This is a genomic window from Corallincola holothuriorum (genome assembly GCF_003336225.1).
In the GTDB taxonomy this organism is placed as follows: Bacteria; Pseudomonadota; Gammaproteobacteria; order Enterobacterales; family Neiellaceae; genus Corallincola; species Corallincola holothuriorum.
This window is the reverse complement of the sequence record NZ_QPID01000001.1, coordinates 295,421-316,881: the sequence shown is the minus strand read 5'-3', so window position 1 is coordinate 316,881 and position 21,461 is coordinate 295,421. Positions and strand designations below refer to the sequence as shown.

Annotated in this window: 4 protein-coding genes (1 of these 4 cut by a window edge); all 4 read right to left on the bottom strand. The window is 50.4% G+C overall.

The features are described from left to right. Positions 1–8: 8 nt before the first annotated feature. Positions 9–3,824, bottom strand: coding sequence for a carboxypeptidase-like regulatory domain-containing protein (locus tag DU002_RS19660; protein WP_233496357.1), 3,816 nt, complete (start codon positions 3,822–3,824; stop codon positions 9–11). 131 nt (positions 3,825–3,955) lie between these two features. Next, complete coding sequence (locus tag DU002_RS01295) at positions 3,956–4,822, bottom strand: peptidyl-prolyl cis-trans isomerase (RefSeq protein WP_114336543.1); 867 nt, start codon at positions 4,820–4,822, stop codon at positions 3,956–3,958. Positions 4,823–4,848: 26 nt separating this feature from the next. Then, positions 4,849–5,688, bottom strand: a complete 840-nt coding sequence (locus DU002_RS01290; RefSeq protein WP_114336542.1) for a peptidylprolyl isomerase — start codon at positions 5,686–5,688, stop codon at positions 4,849–4,851. A 154-nt stretch (positions 5,689–5,842) separates the two neighbouring features. After that, a protein-coding gene (locus DU002_RS01285; RefSeq protein ID WP_114336541.1) for an Ig-like domain-containing protein crosses the window boundary here: on the bottom strand, positions 5,843–21,461 show its 3' portion. It continues 20,147 nt past the right edge of the window; 15,619 of the gene's 35,766 nt are visible here — the last part of the coding sequence; the start codon falls outside the window, past its right edge — the gene reads right to left on this strand; the stop codon is at positions 5,843–5,845.

The window sequence follows — 21,461 nt, the reverse complement described above, 5'->3', positions numbered from 1 at the left end:
ATCCTTAACTACTGTGCAAACTGGCTGCTAATAGCGGCCGTTAATTCAATCAAACTGCGCTGGCCTGCAGCTACTTCAGCGGCGAGTTCTTGCTGTGCCATCGGCACCCAGCTCACGCTGATATAGTCCAGAGACAACAAATTTAATGTCCCCCGGCTATGAAGGTTACGCTCATTGTCCAACTGGCCTACCCCTATCGGTGAAATAACCCCCGTTTGTGGGTTAAAGCCTAAGATCAGCATGTAGGCATCGCCATCTGGGACGTAGTCATAGCCACCACGCATGGCGGGCATTTTAATGGACAGAGACACATTACCTTCAACATTGACCCCTTTGGGTTGGAATGCATATGCCCAGATAGGGGGAGTTTGTATATCAACCTTGCCAGCAAGCATCGAGAGCGGAGTAAATTGCACATGTACCCGCCCCTGGTTGTAGCCGCTGGGGAACTGCAACGTTGCACCAGAGAAGTCGATGGTGAGTTCACCACTGGCCAACGACACATCACTGGCACCACTTTGCAGCGGAACGAATGATATAGCCGGGTTCAGCGGTGCAAGCTGGACCATGGTAACTTTGTTGTCTCGGTGGCCTTCGACCGTGGTTTTAAGTCGCTCGCTACCTAGGCCGCTGGCCGTCAAATCACCGTTGACGATGAGGTTATAAGTTCCGCTCGGGATCTCTTGCCCGCCCTGTTCCTGGAAGCCAAAGGCATAAGCACCGTCACCGTTGGTGGTGGTTGCACGTTCAAGTTCAGGTAGTTCTACCCTAACCCCAACCAATGGCTGACCAAAGCTGTCTGACACTCCACCACGAATGAAAGTGGGCAGTGCGCGGGTGTTAAAACGGAATCGACCAATGTCGACGCCATCATATTGGGCGTCAACTTCAAGTGACGCGCCGTAGCCTAATGCGCGTTTTGGGTAGATGGCGATGGTTTGGCTGCCAGGCAAAACATCAATACTGAGCGGTACGAACTCTCTGTCGCGGGTCACAGATTCCAGAGTGTAGCCCCTAGCGTAAGGAAAATTAGTTCCTGGCGCATCGGCATTGATATAGGTTTCTCCGTGCAGGGTTTCTCGTACTTCGATAGTCAGTTTGGCTGGATCGATCGCTTTATTAAAGTACAACTCTACAGGTTGATTGGGCTCAACATTTTCCGCCAAATGAATAGGTTCGTGGCGTATTAGCGCGGTCTCGATTTGCGTACTTTCAATCAAGCTAACGGTGCGAGAAGTCTGCGCCAAGATCAGATCGTTACTGTCGATCACGGCATAGTTAAGAGTGTATTCCGCTGCAACAGCCGGTAAAAACAGTTCGCCACTTGCTGCGGTGTCAGACTGTGCCAACACCACGGCATCGTTACTGCCGTGCCACGCGATAACCCTCATATCATCTGTTAGCACATCAGTACGGGCTGCAACCTGGACTGATAGTGGCTCACCGTTGAGCAAAAACTCTGCGTTGTCTGGGGGCAGTAATGCGGATAGTCCGACCGTCACTGATGACTGAAACAGGTATTCTTCGCTCACACTGTTTCCAGCGATGTCGTAAGCAGTGACCACTGCGGATTGCTCACTGCCCATGGGCACGTCAAGCCGCCCATTAAAACGGTATTGATTGTCTGTACCGGTTGGTGACACGGAAACAGCCTGATCGTTTATGGTAACGCTGCTGATATTGTCATCTGTGACGAGCCCACTGAGCGTCACAGAGGTTGTGGCGACAAGGTTGATCGCCGGGGCAGGCCCATAATCGTCCAGCTGTATCGCCGGTACTAAACCATCGCGATACACGGTGATACTATCGCTGACCTGCTGGCCAACACTGTCCGTGACCACAAGCTCAACGATCATACTATTGCTACCATCAGCAAACGCCAACGATGTTCCGAATTTGGCATGATACGCTTGCTCAAGTCGGTAGCTGGTAATATCCGCCTGACTTAAAGCAACGCCATTGGCCGTAATGGTGGCTGCGCCAGCATAACTGACTACCCTACCAGTCACCATAAAGCTGTTAGCGCTGAGCATTGCACCATCCACCGGAGCAGTAACATCCAATGTCGGCGGATCCAGCTCGGAGATATCACCAGGACGATACTCGATGGTCAGTTGCTGCGAAACGCGATTGACGTACTCGCCGGTGGCACTCACCGTGATGGTGTTCATACCAATATTCAGCGCGATATCGCTGGCTGAGAACGAATAAACACCGGCTTCTGCGGTAGCAATAGGCGCAAGGCGACGTTCATTAACCAAGATAGAATCAATTACGCCACCACCATCGGCAACCACTTCGCCACTGACTGTAATCGTCGGGCTGGTAACTAACGCACCGTCCGCAGGAAGCAACGACCTAAATGATGCGCTGATCTGACGTGTGACTGTATGTTGCAAGCTGCTTTGATTGCCGCTGTTGTCTTCGGCAGTCACGGTGAGCGTATTGCTACCAAACGCTAATGGGATCTCTGCAGAAAACGCATCGCCATCAAGGGTTGCGGCAAAAGATGCGTCCGCAAATGCCTGATTGGTGATAGTAACGGAGGCGATTCCTGTGCGGTTCGCACCGGGATCCGTCACCTTGCCACGAATAGAAAACGTGGGGCTGGTCGTCTGTGTGCCTGTGGTTTCCAGCTCAAGTATTGGCGCTGTTGTATCTGCTGTCGGCTTGTACTCCAAACTGAGCAACTTGGATCGCGCGCCATCAGGGGTGGTGACAGTTAATGTAAAGTAGTTAGTTCCCAACGCTAAGTGCTGGTCTGCAACACTAAAATTATAATACTCACCGGCATCCGCTAGCGGATAAGACACGTCGTTAATCGTCAGTAGCGTGTCCGCTACCGGCCAATCTGAATCAATCTGACCTTCAATGGTGATTGGTGAATGTTCTAGCACCTCGTCTCCTGTGGGCAACACAGAGACAAAAACACCTTGAGAAATACGTTTAATGGTTAACTGTTCGGTTGCAACCGGGCCTGCCGGATGTTTTGCGACGACAGTGATAAGGTTGTCGCCCATCGCCAGCGCGACCGAGGTTGAAAAGCTGCCATCTGCCAAAGGCTTTACGTCATAGACGGTTTCACTGCGATTTGTTGCAAATTGAATCGCGACAGAGGTTAAGTCAGCCACATTTGCAGTGATTGTTCCAGATAATGCCGCCATTTCACTTTCAAACAGCTGCCCTTCTGATTGCGCCAGCACTAAGGCAATATTGTCTACCTGGCTGTCACCCTGACGAATGATTTGTACGAACTGTGCGGCTTCGCCATCTGGGTTGGCCACTTGAAGTTTGAAGGCGTTAAGGCCTAACTTAAGCGGCTGTTGGACGCTGAATGCGCTATTGGCGTCGGCTTGGTAGTTAACTTGGTCACCCGGTTCTAACACGGTGTCATTGATTGAAAAACGGGTGTCGGGGTAAGGCCAAGCACTACTAAACTCACCGGTTAGAGCAACGCTCTCATCGGTGGTGATGGTGCCGCTTTCCGGCGTTACGCTAATAAGCTGTGGCAGATCACTGCGGTAGATTGAAACCTGCTCGGCCGTGCGGTTGTTATCGCCATCAAAGGCTTCAACCAAAATATTGTTTTCACCCACCTGTAAAGCGACGGTATGGCGGAACAAACTCGCCCGAAACGGCACGGCAACAGGCGCACCATCATTTACGGAGATCTGCAGACGCAAACCTCGGCGGCTGGATCCTCGGTCATAAACACTACCCTTAACCACAATCTCACTGAGCGCGGTTGTGGCGGGTAATGGTGCTAAATCGAGTGTCGGGGGTTGCTCATCATCACAACCAGCTAATACAGTAAAAAGACTCACAACCAGGCATGCTCTGCCTAGCCTTTTAACTGCTGCGTTAAAACCAACAGAGGTGCTAAACCACCTAGAGCACTTCGATATCATGGCTGTTAACATTTCTTGCATCCTGCATTAGCTGAAAATGGAAAAACTTATGAACGAGGGGTAACCCACTCGATAGTGGCTGTCTGTGCCGCTTTTTCCGACGCTTCTTTTACCGCCCGCTTCACATTGAGTGGCGCCAAACGCTTACGAATATCCGCACTTACCTCAGCTAACGGACGCGGCGGTATACTCTGCCTGGCTTTCACCCTGACCAGTTGCAGTTGGCCTTGTTCAACCACCACGTCAGACACGTCAGCCACCCCCAGACCACTAACAACGGGTCTTAGCTTGGCAGAGAGTTTTGACACTTCGACACGCTGCTCGCTGTGTTGAACCGCTCGGGCGCGCCATTCATCGCCACTGGCAGCCCAATTAGCGTTGGCTTTAACGCTAGCCACATTTGCTAACAACCATTGCTTATCGCTGTCCGGCGCCGTTGCACTCACGGTCAACAACTCCAGATCAACAACTTCATCTGCGCCAAAATATTCTGGGTGTTGTTGGTAATAGCTTTCGACCATGGCGTTGGTCACAGGCTGTGGTGTCGTATGTAGACGAAGATATTCGCGTACATAAAGCTCTTCTTCGTAAGCCGCAACGCGCTGAGCGATGTACTCACGCGCTTCCATGGTCAATTCTAAACTTGCGGCATGACGCATAGCTCGGCTGGCGACCAAGCTTTCTAACACCTTCTGGCGCAAACCTTCGTCGGCCATCATCAGCTCTGCGTCACTAAAGGTTTTGTTGATAGCAAACTCAACATCTTGCTCAGTGATCGTTTCGCCATTGACCATCACCAACACGGGTGATTCAGGCGCTTGGTGACTGACCGCGGTATTTTCTTCGGGCTCTGAACATGCAGATAGGCAACTACCTATCAACAAACACAAGCCAAATTGCTTGATGGGTAACATCTGTAACTCCTACTACGGCAATCAGGCTATTCGGCTGTCAGAGGGTAGTTCTTGGATTGTTCAACGCTTGCCAGCAATCGCTCCATTTCCGCCTGTTTGGCTTCTTTTTGTAGACGATATTTTATCTGGCTCTGCACTGCTTCCAGTGGCTGGCGTGATTTTTGCGGCGCTTCTAGCTGCTTGATGATATGAAAACCAAATGAGGTCATCATCGGCTCGGAGTATGCTCCGGGCTGCAGCGCAAAGGCTGTATTAGAAAATTCGGGATTCACTGCCCCTTCGGCGATCCAACCCAGCTCGCCACCTTTCTGTGCCGATACTTTGTCTTCTGAGTAGGCTTTTGCCAAAGTAATAAAATCACCACCGCTGGTGAGTTGGCTATACACTTCACGGGCTAAAGTAAGTTTTGCTTGACGCTCTGCTTCACCCATCTGAGTATTTGTACGGATCAGAATATGGGCCACTTTGACACGATTTGACTCGTAGTCAGCGGCATTATTGGCATAAAAAGCGCGCACCATATCGTCGGTGATCCGTTCCGCGAGGAATTTCTCAAAATAGCGGCCAATCAACATCTGGCGGCGAACTTCCGCTTGTTCGGCGGCGATGAGTTCGGCGTCCAACACATCTTGCTGCTCGATGGCCTGAGCCAACGCTTCACGGCTAATCAGATCATCCAAAGCACGCTCAACAACCGTCGCATCCTGTTCAGGGATACGTTTGTGCTTAAGGTAGGCACTGAGTTGTGCGGAAGTTATCTCGGCGTCACCGATTGAGGCAACAGTGGCTGGCTTATCGCACCCAGTAAGGGCAACAACGGCAAACAGGGTAGAAGCCAAAATCCCTTTGATAGTACTGCTATTCACTACTTAATACTCCATCATTACTGCATCCCACTCTAACCTGATTAGATCAGAGCGGGGATGATTATAATCATATTTGTTTTAGAGTTCGATAATTTGTTATCAAATCTAAGTGGTTAAGTTAAAAGTGATGAAAACCACATGGCCTTTTACAAGATTATGTAGGCTGTTCGTACTCTTCGTCCCCATCGGACCAACAAGCAGACTCAATTTCACCACTGGCATATTCGTCAGCAGACAACACACAATTTTCAATCAGTAGATCAAACGTAGCGGCATCGGCATTGGGGTTTTCGCCACTCAAAGCCTCACCGAGGGTCAGCCAATATTCACCGATAAATACCTTGTAACTGCCCGGAGCAAAAATCCCCGACAAACCGGAACGAGAACTTCTAAAGTCATCGTTATAGTAAAGCTGGTTGTCCTGATCATCCGTCACATACATTACAGAATCGATATTACCGCTAGGCATAGTGATACTGATTACAGATGTTTCAGTAACGGCAAACTCAAACAGGTCGACACCCTCGGCTTCAAGGTTTCTGACCCCCTGATAGATAATGTCGCGCTCGGTTGGTGGCGTAAACTCAACCTCCTCGGTAACCGTCATATCGCCTACTTTTTCGTAGACCATGTGACCCGCAGAATCGATCGCTAGCGCCCATATATCAAATGAGAATGGATATGTATCGACTGAGATCGGCAGTTGCAAATTGTACTCACCGCTGTCGCTTAGTAGGTACTGCTGCCACACAGCGCCTGAGTCCCGATACTTACAATCGTCATTCTCACAGTCCCTCATATCCTGAAGGCCGGTCATTTCACCCAGCAAGTTAACCTGATAGCCATCCCCTTCAACCACGGAATACAAACCGACATACACTAGATTATTGCCACTATCGTTAACCAATATATCTAGCGTGCGCGCGGATCTACCGGGCTGAGTCAAACTGCCAATAGGCGCTACCACCGGAGCTAAATCTTGCTTCACAAACAATGGCAAGCGCTTGTCGATGCGCACTTCACACGCTGTGTAACCCTCGATATGGATCTCTCCATCAACAATCGCGTCGAGCAATTGCCAATGATCGCCGGTGAATCGATAGCGACGACCATCTGGACCGATCTCAGGATCATAGCCCTCTATTTCTTCAAACGGTATATAGATATCGACACCATCAAAGTTGTAAACCAAGTTGAGTTCCATCATTTCCGGCATATCGAGATAGAACTCGGGGTAAGCCGGAGTCACGACGGTTGGTTCACCAAACTGGTCTAGTACGTCCTGCAACAGCTCACTGGAATATGACGGAGCAATCGGTGAATCAAGGATGGCGCTATCATAGTCATAGCCCCATGACAGATCCTCAATACCATTCTTAAAGTAATCTGGCAGCTCAACGTCTGGATTAGCGCAAGAGGAGTAGCGTGAAACACTCACAGCACCCAACGGGATAACTTGTGAACGCACACCGCTTTCTGTCTTCTCAGAGATCTTCAGTGATGCTTCTTTGCCGTCGTCATTTTCGTGGAAGAAGTACGGCGCAGTGGCATTGGGATCTATCGGCTTACATGGGGAGTAGACACCGCCCCGTTCGTCAATTGCAAGCCAATATTCTCCGTCACCAGAAACTGACGACAAGTACCTAAAATCACCTTCTATTTCAATGTGTTGCCATGACTCCCCGTTGTCGGTCGATTTCATAAAACTAAACCCTGCAATCGCCACTAACGTGTTAGGGGTAATAAACTCAGGACGGTCAACTGAGACGTCATAATCGCCATCAAGACCCAATCTAACTGGTAACTCCTCCCATGTCTGGCGGTTATCACGCGAGATATACTTGCGGTTTGATAGTTCTCCCAGCCATGTCTGGTTGCCATTATGGTCATATGCTACGGTTCCATTCGCTGCACGCCCCCAAGTATTACCGCCGTCGTTTGACTCCATCACAAGGTAATAAAATGAATCCCATATATTGGCGATCCAAGTATCAGAGCCATACATCAAGCTAGCAGTTGCTTGTGGATACACATCGCCACCATCAGTCCCTAAATAGTCTGGCATCGCCTCCCAAGTTGCCCCGTTATCGCGGGATATTGCAGCCCCAGGGTAGTTAAATGAAACAATCCATGTCCCCTGTTTATCAGTCTTCATACTGATAGGCTCGTAACCACTGGTATTTAGGTGTTCAGGCAGATGAGTCCATGTATGGCCGTCATCTACCGAACGCGCGAATAAACCGGACTCATTACCAATAATCCAAACTCCTGCTTCGTCTGTTCCTACTAAACTAGGGCCAGACGTCCACCCATCTGAAAAACTGGCGTCAATAATACTATTCCATGTCAAACCATCATCGTGCGAAATAAGGTCGTTTGCTACCCAGGTCCCTTTTCTATCGGTAGCAAGCGCCGCATAGTAATAATCCACATATCTTTCATGCAGCAGGCGCCACGAGCGTCCACCATCTCTAGAAACAGAGAGTTCCTCCCAACCATCATTATCGTTATAAACTACAACGGTCTTCCCAGCACTCAGTACACTTTTTCCATTTGCGGGATGCCCGATATCGCCAATCTGCGTCCATTCACCATCAATGCTACAGCTGCCAGTGGCTGGCGGAGTAGCACTCTTCACAACCTCATAGCGCTGCTGATTGATCATCTGATCAACCACCGCCTGATAACGGCGGATTGGCACAGCGCCCTCACCGGCATTTTTAACCGGTTCGCCATCTAACAACAGTTCAACGGTCAATGGATTAAAGGCAGGATCGGTCACTACGTAGTCAAGATCAAACGGCTGCCCTTCAAGGTATGCCAATGCCACGTCTGGTGTCTCCACTTGAGGCTCCGGATCTTGTGCCAGCGGCAACTGAATACTCAGCGGGAAGATGTGGTATGAGATCCTCGCTGTCACCGTCAATAAGCCTTTGGCATCGTCTGGTACGCCATTCGGCATCATCAGTACGAAACGGCTGCCTGAGATAATCTCCCAACTTGGTGGCTCACTCAGTTCGTTGGCATAAGCGTGAGTATCACGATAAACGTAATTCGTGGTATCGCGGCAATTGTCTTCTGGCCACTCGATTCTGACGCAATAGGTTGGATCTTCATGGTAATCAATACGCTGACCATCTAGGTAGAACTCAAGCGCCCACAATGGGTGATCCGACTCAATAGCGAAGGCGATACGCGCATGATCGGCACCCAGATAAAGCGTGTGCTGCTCTACGCTGCCTAGCAATTTGATCCGCGGCATCGCCGGATCATCCACCACGGCATCTTTAGTCACATTTAGTTGAACCGTCTGACTCAGCGTGGCGTTCTCCAGTAACGAAACCGTCAGCTCGCTGCTGCCGTCGCTATGAATGTCGAACACGGCACCGGTGGCGGATAGATCAAACGTTGCAACAGTTTCATTGCTGCTAGCCAGTTCAAGCAGGTCATAAGTGTTGTTCAGGTTGACGTTATCAAAACGCTTGCCATCGTGCTCAAACGTTGCGGTAACGTTGAGACGAATACGGTCACCAGCGTCACCCAGCTTATGGTTGACCTCGGTTTCACTAACCTGGATCGCAGTGATATAGAACGGATCTACACGTGCATCCACATCGTTGGTTGGATCACTACCGATAAGCACTTCGACATAATCTGGCACACCATCACCGTCACTGTCAGCAACTAATGGGTTAGAGCCGTAAACGAAGACTTCTTCGTAGTCGTTGAGGCCATCTCCATCGGTATCAGCAATCGTGAGTGAGGTGCCTGCTGTCACTTCATCCAGGTTAGACAGACCATCACCATCCAGATCGTCTTGACCATCTGCAATGCCATTGCCATCAGAATCACTGCTGGCAGGATCTAAGCCCGCGGTAGCAAATTCGAGGGCGTTACTTAGGCCATCGCCATCGTAGTCCCCGTCCAGCTGCAGCACGCGATAACTGATGCGGTTTGCAGATTCGTAGCCATTTTCGCCGTCATCAGAAGCAAACAAACGTAAATAGATAGCCGAACCATCTTCAACACTTAATAGCGTATGCATAGGCGCAGTCAGGCGTATGTCGGTGATATCCACGTCGACATCAACCGTCGGAGCAACGGCTGATTCCACAAAGACAACGCCGTGCAGGGCAGCGTAATCCAGGCTATCCGCCAACTGTGCAGTGAAGGTGATTTCAGTACCTTCCAACACTGCATTGTACGCCGGAATATCCGCACGCAATTCTGGCATACAAGCCGACAACGTCTGTGGTAACACGGCATCGTTGACAGCTTCGCCCCACAGTGAAGAGACCTGGGTATCGATGCTGTAACACGCCGCGAGCGTGAGCGGCGATTCCGGTGTGAATACAACCGTATTGCCGATGATCTCGAACGTGCCATCAACCATTACATCATCAAGGGTGATAACGGCCAGATCTGCATCAACCAGATTGCCAACTTCGACCGTTTCATTGAAGGCCAGCACAATCGGGTTGATTTCACTGTCGTCAACGATGGCCACCTCTGCGGTTTCAATAGCAGGGTAAGGCTTGAGGAAATCGAGTTCGATGTTGCCTAATGTCACTAGATCTGCAGGACCATCAACCAGCGCTACGCCCGTCACTTCAATCGTTTCGATTTCAGATGTCGAGATCACTGCTGTTGCAGCACCACTCACAAAATCAACCGTGTTAGTTGAAGCAACACCGTCAATCGTTGCTGCGCCATTTACAGCCAGCTCCAACGAGAAGTTGGCAGGGGCTAAATCTAACGGGCTAACGGTTGTGACAGGGTTGTAGTACTGATCCCTGAGTACCAGGCTCAGCGTCACTGCCTCACCGGCTTCGATACGCCCAGCAACACCCAGTGGCAAGTTGGTTTGAGACAACTCCTCCATGGTGATCAATGACGCGGCGGCAGGCACCACTTCTAACGCCATGGTCGGTGTAACTACGAATTCACCGTTTCCGATAAAGTCATACGTGGTGTCAATGTCACTGAGCGGATCGGTGATCATTAACTGAGCACTGTAGTTCCCCGCCGTCGTTATGGATGTCACCGGTACATTTGCCAAACCATTGCGCAGAGCAATTTCGGCCTGTTGACCACCATCGTCCAACGGCGTAACAACAACGCCTTCGGCGAAACCAAAATAGAAACCGCTGTATGGCAATGTCACGGTGACTTTCGTTTCACTGTCAGCCGTTACGATGTTACTACCAGCATCTTTCGCTCGTAGCGCCAATTCAAAAACGTTACCTGCAATCACTGCCGGTTGATGAACGAACTCAACGCTGCGGGTTTCACCCGGCTGAACTCGTAGCCCCATGGCAACAGCAATACCGGTATTGTCGGGCTCAACATCCATCCAAGCAGCGTTTTGCAACTCGGCGTTCAGTTTGTAACGACCGGCCAATATGGCCGAGTCAAATGCCAGGCGTGAAATACCTGAGTCATCAGAAACAAAGCTACCCAATTCAACTGGCGCTCCCAGGTCGTCTCCAACTGCCGTTTGCAATGTCCAACGTACAGTTTGTAACGGTATGCGACGCCCGGTGCGATCAAGCACGGCGACATGATATGCCGTTGTGTCGCCCACAGTGACGTAGCTGCGGTTAACATCAGCGTTCTGTGCGTCATTCACGAACTGCAAGCTATTAGGTCGGAACCAAAGCGGAATAACAAACTCATCGGAAATGGCGGTTTGCCCAAGATGATCGGTCAACTGCAGCTTGAATCGGTACTCGTTACCGGCCACTTCCTGATCCGGCATCGGCAGAGTCATTCGCAGTGACTGTGCAACGCCATCTTCATAAGGCATGTGCTCTTTAACAATTGGTTGTGCGTCGGCAGGCCACGTTGGCATAACGGTAACTTTAACGATATCTGCGCCGTCATTAGCTAAACCAAATTCACTCAGCTCAAGTCGTGCAATACCACCGTAGAATGACGCTGGATCATGCTCGACTTTCAGTCTGGAGGCATCCGGCACTAAGTCGCGTAAAATCGTGGTCGGCTGGCGATGTTCAACAACTTGCCCCAAATCATCGGTCACGCGAAGGATGATATCTGCAATTACGTCATCGGTTAGACGCTCAGCACGCGGGTCGCGCAAGCTGATGCTTACCGGTTGATGAGTACCAGCCACAGCAACTGGCGTGATGAAGCCGTTCCATTCAAGCTCAGCGGAACGCAGTGATACGTCATCACTTAAATTCGCTGTCACTTTAAAGGCGCCCTGCTCCAGTATTTGCAGAGGATTAACCACAAAATCAGTGACTGACGGTGCTGTGTCTTCTACAAAGCTGTAGGTTTTGGATTGTGTGGCGGTATTACCAGCCTTATCGGTCACTTCCAGTTCATAGAGATACTCAGTGCCCGCAACCGCTCCCGCTTCAATAATATCGATAGTGCCGGCGTTAAATGCTGCCGCAACAATAATGTTATTGCGCTTGAGAATGGCAGATTCAATGCCACTTTCAGGGTCAGAAACGGAGACCGACAAACCGAAGCTATGCTGCTCAATAATTTGGTCGTCGGCCTGTGTCGGTCCGGTCAACATATAGCTGCCAATCTGTGGCGCAATGGCATCTTCTGCACGGATAAATGATATCGGTGTTGAATCGGTCGTATTACCGAACACATCGACAGCCCTAACCTTAAGGAACTTGCCGCTATCTTCCAGGCGATAATCGCGATACAGCACATATTCTGGTCCATAGTGCTTACCGATCATGCGGTACGGGCCGTCAATGCTGTCAGATTCGTAATATTCAACCTGATAAACAGGCACTGACACGTCGTTAACTTCAGCGCGTACTTCAAGCGGCTTAGGCACGTAAGTCGCGACACTTTCCAGCGGGTGGGTCAAAGAGACGCTAAACGCATTGCCCGGCAGTTCCTCGCCTTGTAGCAACACTTTTACCGGTGCTGTTTGATACGTTTCACCGGATGACAACTCTACCAACGCAGTCACTTCAAATGGCTGACCATTACGTAAGCTTGGTGGCACCATAGCCATGGCAGCAAATGGCGCAGTATTGGTACCCGCCACTTCCTGAGCATTGACGAAATAGCGAACTGATACGGCATTACTTGATTCACTGATGGTCAGGTTAAGCGTATCGCCCTGAACAAAGGTGTCCCCTTGGACAGGAGACAAGATGCCTGGTGTTGGCTGACTAAAGCGACCGTTTAAGTCAAGCGACTGAATACCGGCTTCACCGAGGCCGACGATAATACGCCCATGTTCAGCATCTAGCGAAGTCACGCCGGCGTTGAACTCAACTAGTGCTTCCTGTTCGAGTAACCAGGTGCGGGCATCAGCCACGGCTAGCAAGCTCTGGGTGGCAGTACGGTAGGCGATATACACATACCCCTGCTCGTACACCAGCGCATCAACCGATTGCAACCCTGCGATCTCAAGCGCGACATCATCGTAATTAAACATACTCATACGATGTATGACGTTGTTCATAGCGAAGAACACGGCAGAGCCTGACGCATCAAGATGTGCGATAGGCTCGCCTGCTGCATCGATCACGCTATCAACCAGCACAGCTTTGGCGGCGAACGGCAAGCTACCAGTTCTGATCTTGTACAAGCGTCGATTAATCGTGCTAACAAACAGTGTGTCACCGTGACTGACTGCGGCGATCACTTGCTCGCCCGCTGGCAACTGCACACTGTCATGCAATGAAAGGTTCTGTTTCGCAGCGAAATGCAGGGTATTACCCATGGTGGCTACAATATGAGAATCCGTTAGCAGCAACACTTCTGCTGCAACTTGGGTAAACACATCTTGCGCGGCTGGATCACCGCTGACCATGCTTTCGTGGCTAACGCGGATCACTTTTCTTAATCCACGTTGGGCGATGTAATTAAACTCGTGATCAGTGGCAACCGCATCCACAGCAACCGTCCAACCTTTCTCTAGATAGCTCGAAAGCTGCCAATCACTGCCCATGGCTGAAAGATGGTAACCGCCGTAGTAACTCGCAGCGATAAGACTCTTGCCACCGCGCGCGGCCACTTCCTGCACATCACCATTAGTATTGTTTCTGTAAGCAACAAATGGCGCACCAGACTGCGACTGAAGCGTGAGTCGACCGCCCTGCTCGCCACCTAGCCAAATCTGACCGTCAAACCAACCAGCCAAGATAGAGGCGGTTCCCGCGACGAAGTCGAAACTACCGTTACCTTCTATATGCTGAGGATTTGTTACATCAACGACATGCACAGACCCGCCGGTCTTATCCAGCACGGCTAGATACTGACCAAAACCAAGTAGCTGTTGCCCACCCGGCACGCTCATTTCATCCAAGCGATGTTGGTCAATGGCGGAGATAAGTTGAGCATCTTCTGTGAGGAAATAATCGACGCCATCAAGCTGGATCATGCTCACTACAGAGGCCAGTTCCAAACGCTGATCAATGTTCTCAACGAGGTCACCATCAAAGAACAACACATCATTGATCCGAGAGACCACGAAACCATCTACAGTCGCACGGACACCGACGATATCTTCACTCTGGGCAAACGGTACTAACAGCTTGTCTGACTGACTTTGCAAGGTTGCTGGTTCTAGCGTATTACCATTGATGGTAAATGCAGTCGCGGAGTGCGCAGCAAACACCATCAGATGATCGGCACTCACGGCCAACTGTTCAACTTCATCTGCAAATGTGGTTGTACTTAGCAGTTGGAACTGCTCTTGTGGATCCAGCATTTGTAAGCCAACGCCGGCAACAGCCACCAATAATCGGTCACCTACCCGAGTCATCGCCGTAATGTCGCCAGAAAGCGTAGCTACGTTGCTGAAGTTATGGTCATAGAGGTCGCGACCGACACTAAACCAAGCCTGACCCGCATCACCCAACATAACGTCAAACGAAGTGGTTTCTGCAGCGACCGTAAACTGAACTCCCAGTTTTACATTAACCTTGTAGCTGCGTTCGCTCTGATTACCTTCGTCGTCACGCACGGTGGCCACGACAGTAAGGTAGTCAACATCGCTAGGTACTGTCAGGTTGACTGATGAGCTATCGGCATCAAGTAAAGTCTGCGTGCTATCAAACACCTGCAGCTCACCACTAAGACCTGGGTTTAACGGGGCAAGCGAGTAGCTAACATCACTTCCTGCGATCACGGTTGAAGAGATACCCAGCACTTCCGGCTGTGGCACTTTGCTTCTCGGCAGTAACTGCACGGCCACTTCGGCACTGCTGTAATAGAAGCTTTCACCCCAATATCCGGTTACCTGCAGATAATAAGTGTCACGTACGTCGACACTTGGCATCTGCATTGACACGCTACCCTGGGCATCAGCCAGATAAGTTTGTGAGATCAAGTTGCGATTAAAATCAAGCAACGACACCGTGACATGGGACAGCTCAGCAAGTTGTTCGCCATTTATGACATATTCAACACTCACCACCTGACCACTTTGGGCAGAGCCGTTATGAGTGGGAGATAGCATGGTCACTTGCAACCCATCAGATTGGTTGGCTACGACCTGCAATGCAGAACGGTTGTACGGTTGCTGATTAAGATCGAGTAATAGCTCATGGGCACCTTGTGCTGGCAACTGAAGCCAACCCGATGCTCGATTCAGTTCACCGGTTGCCAGAACCCTGCTCTCGCCATTCAGTTCAGCATTCACTGTTGAGATACGGGCGCTTGCCGGTAATAGCAGAGACACTGGCACGACAGCATTTTCAGCCAGCAGTTGTCCCTCTTCTGGTAACTGGCTCGCTACCTGTATGTCTGCAGAGCTATCAACGTTATAGCTATCAGAGAATTCACCCGTATGACTGGTGGCGACCAATTCAAGGGTATCACTGAGCAACAAGTCTCGTGGCACGCGAACTGTGTATTGGTCTTGAGTGCCGGCATTAGTCGGCGTAGACATGATTAAGCGGCCATTGTTGTATAACGCTAGCGCCACGCTGCCCATAGGTTTGCTGACTAATGTAATGCCAACCTCAATTGCCAGCGCTTCCGGCGTTGTTACCACATCCACAGACAGTGGTACGTCGGCAATATCCAAGTCATGGGCGTAAAGAGAGACAACGTCAGAACTGCGATCTTGGATATAGAGATAACCAGGAGCAACAGCGATCAATTCTGCATCTGCAGGTAGGAAGCCAACGACCTCTTGCTGCTGCACTGCAGCCCAACTGACCGTTCCATCCTGATGCTGTAACTGTGCCCAAATAATATCGCCATCACGTTTTACCGCCAGCACATCACCCGTCATTGGCAGTGTGGCACCAACGATCAGGGCACCATCACTCAGCAGTTGGTAATGGGATAACTGATCTTTGTTCCAAGTAACCAACTGTTGGCTGTCGATATCGAAACCATCGGCTTTGGCCGGCAGCGCTACAAAGAAATCTTTTTCGACTTTCAGTAATGGTGATGATGACACACTCAGGTGGTGGATACCGCTATCAGTTAACAGCAGTAAGGAGCGTCCCTGAGCCGCAGCAGAAATAATGATTTCGGAGCGGAAGGCGCTGCCAGCAGCAGGTACCAGCACCTGCTCACTATCCACATAAGCGGTGATAGTTTGGCCGCGCTTGAACCATAGTAGATCAGCACTAACTGCAATCAGTTCACCTTCGACCGGCGCTTCTAAACTTGCTATCGGCGCAACTTTTCCGTCCCGCACATCAAAACGGCGTAGAACCGATTGTCCCTGATCATAACTCTGCAAGTAGATACCGCGGGTACCGGCGTGCAAGCTCTTCGCATGCCCTGATAAGTGGCTGAATAAAACACCATTGGCGGTCATCAACTGATAGCCACCGTTGGCCTTATCCAATGCAACCACCAAGTGCTCGCCAACATCCAAACCAGGCACACTAAGTTGACCCACAATACGTTCATCTGGACTTGCAGCTTGCAGTACTATCGTAGGTGCAGCATCACTCAGGTAGCTGATTTTTTCTAGCGCGTATGGTAGGCGTTTCTCGTGTGCTGAGCGGTCTTTCAGCACTGACACAACACTGACTTCATCGCCGAGATTGTTAATCGTCACGAGTTCGGTCTGAGTGGCGCTGATAACATAGCTATCGGCAGCGTCTACTGGATCGGTGACTTCAACCACTGACTCTTCACTGAAATCAGACATCTCAGTCGGACGTTGTGCGGCAATGCTCAACTGCGTCCCAGTCAGGATCCGATTTTCAGGTAGCAACGTCAGTGGCATCTCTTCGTCGATACCATCGTCATTAACAACGTTCAGGTAGCGATACCCTTTCAAGTTCGCTTTCTGAATACGCGCCAGGACGACAATATTTTCAGCAACGGCAGGCATGTTGAGGGTAACGAATTGACGCTCTCCATCGTCGGCATTGCGGCTAACCGTTGCCACCGGGGTCGCTGATTCAATACCACCAATGTCGAAGTAAATCGCTGCATCCAACACATTTCGCAACTGAACTTCGAAACTAACAGCCTCGCCTTCCTGGAATTTGGCACCATTGACCGGACTCAAGAAGTCAACCTTGGGCGCGCCCGCTTCTGCGTCATAAGGGTAGATACGTACTGCCGCGATCTCACTTTGGTTACCATTAGGATCGAACGCGCGCGCTTCCACCAATATACCGGCGGCAATGTCATCGACGGTTGGCACCAAGCTGTACTTAGTGGGGTCTGGTAATAGTGTCCAGTCGCCATTATTAACGCGTACTTCTACGGTTTCGATACCGTATTTATCAAAGCTCTTGATCAGGACATCAGTGCGCTCATCGAGGGCGACAAAGTCACCATCGCCGGGCGAAACAATTTCAATCGTCGGTGGTGTACGATCGAGATACAACGTGTACGGCATTTCAAACAACTTAATGCCACTAAAACCGTACTTAACCCGCAAGCGTGCAGTTAATTCAACAGGAACAATATCTGCGCCTTCTGGCAATAGATCTTTGATCTTCGGATTTAACACCGACCCCATCACGCTACCGGTTAATGGGTCATAACCGGCAGTGACGTTGACTGGCACACCGCGGTCGATCTCCGCCACGCTGATTTCAACGAAATCGACCATATCGATATCGCCCAGCAAATCAAAATGAACCTCGGCACGAACCGATTCTTCCGGCTCAGCCGGATTAGTAAAGAAGGCTTCGAGTTCAACCAATGGATCCCGTAGAGCAGACCGGAATGACTGGTCTACAAAATTACCGGCCCGGTCTGTTGCGCGAGTACGAAGCTCCAGGTAGCTATAATTCTCTTTGATCTGTTCACTAAACTTAGCGATCTCATCGATAGGCAACCAGTCGGTGCTTGGTGCATTAAAGTCGACAGAACGACGATAGCTATAAGCCAATTCGGTGTCGTAGTTATCGACCGCAGTGACGGTAAATTCAACTGTACGGCCACGGGTCAATAACATAGACAGATCGACGATGCGGTCATCGGCAAGGCGTCGTACAACAAGCTCTCTGGGCGGCAGCGTATCTGCGGCCAAATAGGTCTGCTCAAATCGGCCCACGCCAGCATTGGTACCAATAGCTGGGTTGCCAGCACCATCAAGGATGTTGTCGATGATAATTTGATAACGGGCATTGTTAGTCAATGCGCCATTTTTCAAACGGAGTTGAAGTGCATGACTACTGATATTTACCAACTCAAACATGGCGGTAATATCTTGGTCAGCTTGCTGACTGTAATCGAGGAACGACTTAGTCACAGTGAAGCTCACGGAACTGACCGGCTCATTAAAGGCAAGCGTCAATGGACGAACGGCAGTGAGTTGGTCACTTGGCTTCACTTCCTGCATAACAGGCGCGGTGTCGTCAATGCCATTCAGCAGCGAAGTAAGCGGTGCGTATACGATTTCATTGGTTGTAGCACGCACCACCACCACTTGATAAGAGCTACCAGGTGATACTGAAGGAGACAGACCAACAACGATATTGCCATCCTGTAAACGATACGAAAGTGGCGTCAAATCGCCTAGCTCGTACCCTTCACCATACGGCATGAGGTAGACCTGAAGTTGGCCTTGTAATCCGACACCTTCAATGGTTATTACGTTGGCGCCCGAATCACTCAGCGCTTTATCACCACCCTTGGCATTATTGGTAACGACATCAGTCAATTCGATGGCTTGCGTAATTAGCAATGCTGCAGGTAAAGAGATGGCATCCTGTTCACCTGCAAATACGGCCGTCACTGAGTGGATACCAGCAACATCGAAGCTAGTATTGAAACTAAGCTCGGTGCCATCGTCTGAAACGCTAAATTCTGCCGCACTGATGATATTAGCGCCGATTTGAATTGAATCGACAGCGAATAGTTGCTCACCATGCAATGTGAAGGTGGTGGCGCGTGCGGTAATAGAGCCTGCCGGAGACAACCTTTGCAAACGCGGCTCAGTAGCGCCAAATAGTGGCGTCGTGGTCAGCGACCATGGCAGGTCGACATTGACATCTGCATTGGCGATTGTGTTACTTGGCTGATTAAACAATGCCAGCGAGTATGTGCGTCCCATTTCATAGTCAGCACCGAAGTTTTGGAAGCGAAGTTCACGACCAACAACACTGGTTCCACCGGCAATAGCACGCTGTTCACCATTGGCAATAATATCCAATGCGACATCAAGCCAATCAGTAATTTCCCCGGCAACAGCAGCTTGAATCAGTTGATTCGCAGTGGCAATTCGCCGTGGCTGTATTTGCCAAAGGTTATTCAATGGCAATGCAATACTGCTGTAACGCCCTGTCTCTACCCACTCCAACAGCTCGCCACTCAGTGCCCAACTGTTCGGTTCACTGATACCATCGATATCGACGATGTGCTGCAATAGCAGCTGTTCACCGGCCTTATCCATGTCGTAGACAGCGTAGCGTTGTGGCGAAATTTGTTCCGCTACAAGTAGTTCACCGGCGAAACGTGCATCTGTTTGCGATAACAGTGCTTTACCCAACTGGCTTGGCTGATCTGCCATCAGCAGATTGAGATCAAACAATTCCAGTTCACTCGTCGAACGAACCAGCAAACGCTGACCAGAAACGACCAGAGATTGCGGAGAGATCACTGTATGCTCAAGTAACTTCACTTGTGCCAGTTGCTCTGGCGAATGATGTTCAACGCGGTCATTGTAGAGTACGAACACACCATACTGGTTGGCCACGCTGGCGATGCCAGGCTGCGCCCAAACAGTTAACTCAGTGACTTCACCGAGTACCGGAGAAACAACACCTTGCGCTTGGTTATAACCAATCCACACGTCATTGTGTAATGCCAGCTGACTAAACTCATAGCCCTCGCTATTGCTGAATTGTCTCACCTTGGCTGGTGAATAAGGGTTGGCTAGAGAATAGATCTGTACCTTAGGTGCCGCACCGCCGTATGCCACAGCCAAATAACGACTGTTTAGTGCAACAGAAACAATCACATCATCGACGTCACCAGTAGCAAGCAGTTGTGGTTGGATCCCTTCAATGTTAGTCAGGAGCTGCCATTCGTTATCGTTATAGGTCACCAGATTGTTATAGTCACGAGCCATACCGGTAACGCCAGATAGGCGCTCTTCACCCAGCAAGGTGATATTCAGATCTGAGTTTGTGGTGCCATCAATCGCGGGGGCAATATTACTCAGTTCAACCAGCAAGCTACCAAGTAACCCGTCAGGCTGACTAAAGATAATGGTATTAGCACCTACCAGAGTAACGTCTTCTGCATCAACACCGTTGATCGTTACACGGGTCGTAGGGCTGAAACCTCTACCCTGTATTCCCAGCATGTTGCCATCATTAAACTTGAATCGTTGCTGCGTACTGTCAACGGCATCGGCAGTCCACAAGCCAATTGCGTCGATTGTTGGGTCAGCTATGTAAACAAATGCACCGTGTTGACTATCGGCAAGAACACCATTGCTTACGGCGATAGCGACCGGTCGATTATCGGCTGGTGAAGCACTGAGCGCGGGCACGAAAGCACGGATTTCGTATTCACTTACAACATCGATATCGTGTGGTGCCAAAGTGACACCACCAATTGTAACGACAGTGTCATCGGCAAAGGCCTGACCATAGATACTAATGGTTTCGCCACCGCGCCATGAGCCAAATGCGGGACGGATCTCTTCTATCGCAGGTTGAGCTCCGACTGCGGCGGTAAATTGGAAACGGTACTCGGATCCCAATTGCTGGCCATGGATGTCACGCAGACCGGCAGAAAGCGTGACGGTGTAACGCTTATCCTGAATAAATTGCTCTGCCGGTGTGAAAATCAACTGAGTACCGACACTGGTGACAATTGAACGTACGTCACCGGCGACTTTGGCACCATCAAGTCGGATCTCAAACAGATCGGCAGCAAACTCGTTTAAGAAAGTCTGATCGAGCAGGCGGTTAAACTGTACTGAAACTGGCTCGGACTGCGGCCATACATCACCAGTCGTAGGCGTATGAGATGTCACCATCAGCAGGTCGTTGCGCAGCGTGCTGATTCGACCACCTAATTGTGTCGCATTAGCCGGTTGCGCCACTGGGTTTTCACTTGGCTCTCCGGAAACATACGGGAAGGCTGAACCTGTGTACAAGGCGTTCGGATGGAACGCAATGCTGGTAGCGTCGCCGACGACTGAGAAATAGTGTTTTAGTACAATCGGCTCGGCAAAACGCCCAGCGGTCCAGTTGGTCAGGTCATATAATTGCACGTCACCCTGCCCTGCGGCGACATACAGGGTTTGTCCTTGCAGTTGTAGTTCACCGGCAAAGACGGTGCCGTTGCGAACAAGATAAGCCAGATTTAATGATGCAACGGCTTCAGCA